At 34.2% G+C, this 2266-nt stretch carries 4 protein-coding genes; 1 reads left to right on the top strand and 3 read right to left on the bottom strand.

All coding sequences use genetic code 11. The features are described 5' to 3' along the window. Nucleotides 1–238: 238 nt before the first annotated feature. The 3 genes from FTT83_RS15785 to FTT83_RS15775 all read right to left on the bottom strand — a co-directional run bounded on the left by FTT83_RS15785 (nt 239) and on the right by FTT83_RS15775 (nt 1622). On the bottom strand, nt 239–496 hold the full coding sequence (locus tag FTT83_RS15785; RefSeq protein WP_004726728.1) for a hypothetical protein: 258 nt from the start codon (nt 494–496) through the stop codon (nt 239–241). A gap of 349 nt (nt 497–845) precedes the next feature. Further along, nucleotides 846–1442 carry a putative adenosine monophosphate-protein transferase Fic gene (locus FTT83_RS15780; RefSeq protein WP_159138897.1) on the bottom strand — a complete coding sequence of 199 codons (597 nt, stop codon included), beginning with the start codon at nt 1440–1442 and terminating at the stop codon, nt 846–848. Nucleotides 1443–1454: 12 nt separating this feature from the next. Then, entirely contained in the window at nt 1455–1622 is a 168-nt protein-coding gene (locus tag FTT83_RS15775; protein WP_002125865.1) for a YhfG family protein, read from the bottom strand. Between the two features lie 274 nt (nt 1623–1896). Here FTT83_RS15775 and FTT83_RS15770 point away from each other — a divergent pair. Further along, nucleotides 1897–2266 (top strand): hypothetical protein (locus FTT83_RS15770; RefSeq protein WP_257234926.1); only part of this gene is annotated, 370 nt, incomplete at its 3' end.

Genomic DNA, 2266 nt, shown 5'->3' with positions numbered 1-2266 from the left:
CGGCAGAGGATCATTGAAAAATGAATGGATTTAAACACTACATGTATGCACGAAAAAAAGTATCGCTGCGGTTCTGCTGACAGGCTGTATTGAGCATTGAATGCAAATGATGTAGTAATTGTCTACAGGCTATAGGACCAGCATGAAGAAGAATGAAATGTAGTTGCCAATTTATAACCTTGGTTGAAAAGCATAGCATTGTTATTCGGAGAAGTGAGGTAAGCCATCCTTCTCTTATTCATTTAAAATGATTCTTACTCAACTGATCTCGACTCATGGGCTGGTTCCAATTAGACGGATAATAACTTCCATCCCCTATCTTTTTCTTACCACATTTCTTGCATTTAATCCCTTCTTTGGAGATTTGATTCAGCATCACTGTTGTCGGTTGAATCAAATCAATGACATAGTTCGTTGGTTCAGGAAAAGCAGAAGAGGCTGCTTTATTGCAAAAGAGAACATTCGGATCAAATGGATTGGATTGCACAAAAGCCATGATACAGCCACAGAGTAATTCACCTGCATGTAATCTGTAACATCCATTCAGGTCATCAGACGAAGATTAATCTGAAATTTAAGCACTAAACGCCATAAATCTATGTATGGGCAGACTTTTTTGAGACATATGTTGATAAACATGCGGCAAGTTACATTGCTTAAAAGTCTATCTAAGTTAACGATCTATTCAATTCTGGATAAGTAATCTGAATATTACGATCCTAAATTACCCGAAGAGTATTAAGATTTCTAAGAATCGTGATTGTTGGTTTATTTGGGAAATTAATCAGTGGATTGAAGCAAAGATGATGGCTCATTAAGGATTGTGGGCTTCGACTACTTAAATTTTAGGTATTTTGAATAAAGCATATTTCAAAAATCTTAATTAATGGATTTAAATTACCATAAAAACCTTCAATATTGGCTTGAATCCATTGTTGTTGAGAGTCAATGCGAGACCAATCAATACCATAACCACAATGAGCAATCAGATGCTCAAAGAAAATCCGTTGTGTACGTCCATTACCTTCACGGAATGGGTGTATGACATTAAGCTCACAATACAAGTCGGCAAGTTGAGGAATCAGTTGTTGTGCTGCTAAGCCTTGAAAGTATTTTTTTTCTTGAAGCGGTTTGAGTAGTTTATTGGTTTCAATTTCAATACGGGAAAAATTACAAAAACGGGTGTCACCTTTGGAAATATCGATTTGTCTTAACTTTCCTGCCCAGTCGTATAAGTCGCCAAAGAGCTGCGCATGAATTGATTTTAAGTATTGTAAGTCGTAAGGTGGTTCAGCATATTCAATTAAGTTACTTGCCAATCCAGACAGTTCTAGTTCAGCTTGTTCTAAAATTTGTTCATCATGAATATTGAGTTTGTTCTTTAGGATATTTGTGCCAGGGTAACAATACAGGCTGTCACCCATTTCCCCATATTTATCCATACATGCACCTGACTAAGTTTCGGGTTGCGAATACTTCTTATATTTTTGCAAGATTTCAGCTTTACTTTGTTGAGTTGTTTGAGCTGTCGTTGTAATGCCTTCAAGCTTTAGGCTGGCTTGATAGTTTTGCGCACGTGTCGCTTGAATATATTTTTTTTTCTGTTCAGTGGTTCTGAGCATTTCGAAACTCCATTGATGCTACACGTGAAGTAAGTATAGCAGAGAATCTTTTTGATCAATGCTGCATACACAGCATTTCAAAATGTAATACAACGGTATTGTTTCATGTAATAACAGAAAACTAAAAAAAAGTGGAAGAATTTTTAAAATTTAGACCACCCATGATAAGTAAACCATATGTATTTGTTGATAATTGTAATTTTGAGAAAATTTAGTTGATAAATTAAATGAATTTTAATATACAAAGATATGCTCATTTTTTATATCGATAAAAATGTTAAAATTTGACTATTTAGTAAAAAATATAGAGATATTTATGGGGCAATTTATCATGCCCTTTTGCTTTGAGCGACAAAATGTTCAATTTAAGATAGTAAAAATTAACTCAGAACTACTGAAAATCAAAAAGATTAAACAGAGCCAGAAAGTAGTAGTACAAGCAAAGTTCAAAATAATCTATGTGAAAATTTGGCAAAAAATATTGCTATTAATGCAAACGGAGCCATGCTTACGTGTACATTCTAATTATGTTGCAATCTTACAGTTGATACATAATCTTGATGATTTTATCGAAAAATCACAGCAACACTTGTGCTTTGAGAGAAAAGCTCAGAAAGAGCTGGATGCTAAATTTTTTGCTAGAT

This window comes from Acinetobacter sp. YH01018 (genome assembly GCF_013420295.1).
GTDB lineage: Bacteria > Pseudomonadota > Gammaproteobacteria > Pseudomonadales > Moraxellaceae > Acinetobacter.
Note: the sequence above shows the minus strand (reverse complement) of the source record. Positions and strands in the feature narration are given on the sequence as shown.

What these genes read in the sequence shown, in the direction of transcription:
- FTT83_RS15785 (WP_004726728.1), bottom strand. Translation starts at nt 496, where the DNA reads ATGGCTTTTGTGCAATCCAATCCATTTGATCCGAATGTTCTCTTTTGC.
- FTT83_RS15780 (WP_159138897.1), bottom strand. Translation starts at nt 1,442, where the DNA reads ATGGATAAATATGGGGAAATGGGTGACAGCCTGTATTGTTACCCTGGC.
- FTT83_RS15775 (WP_002125865.1), bottom strand. Translation starts at nt 1,622, where the DNA reads ATGCTCAGAACCACTGAACAGAAAAAAAAATATATTCAAGCGACACGT.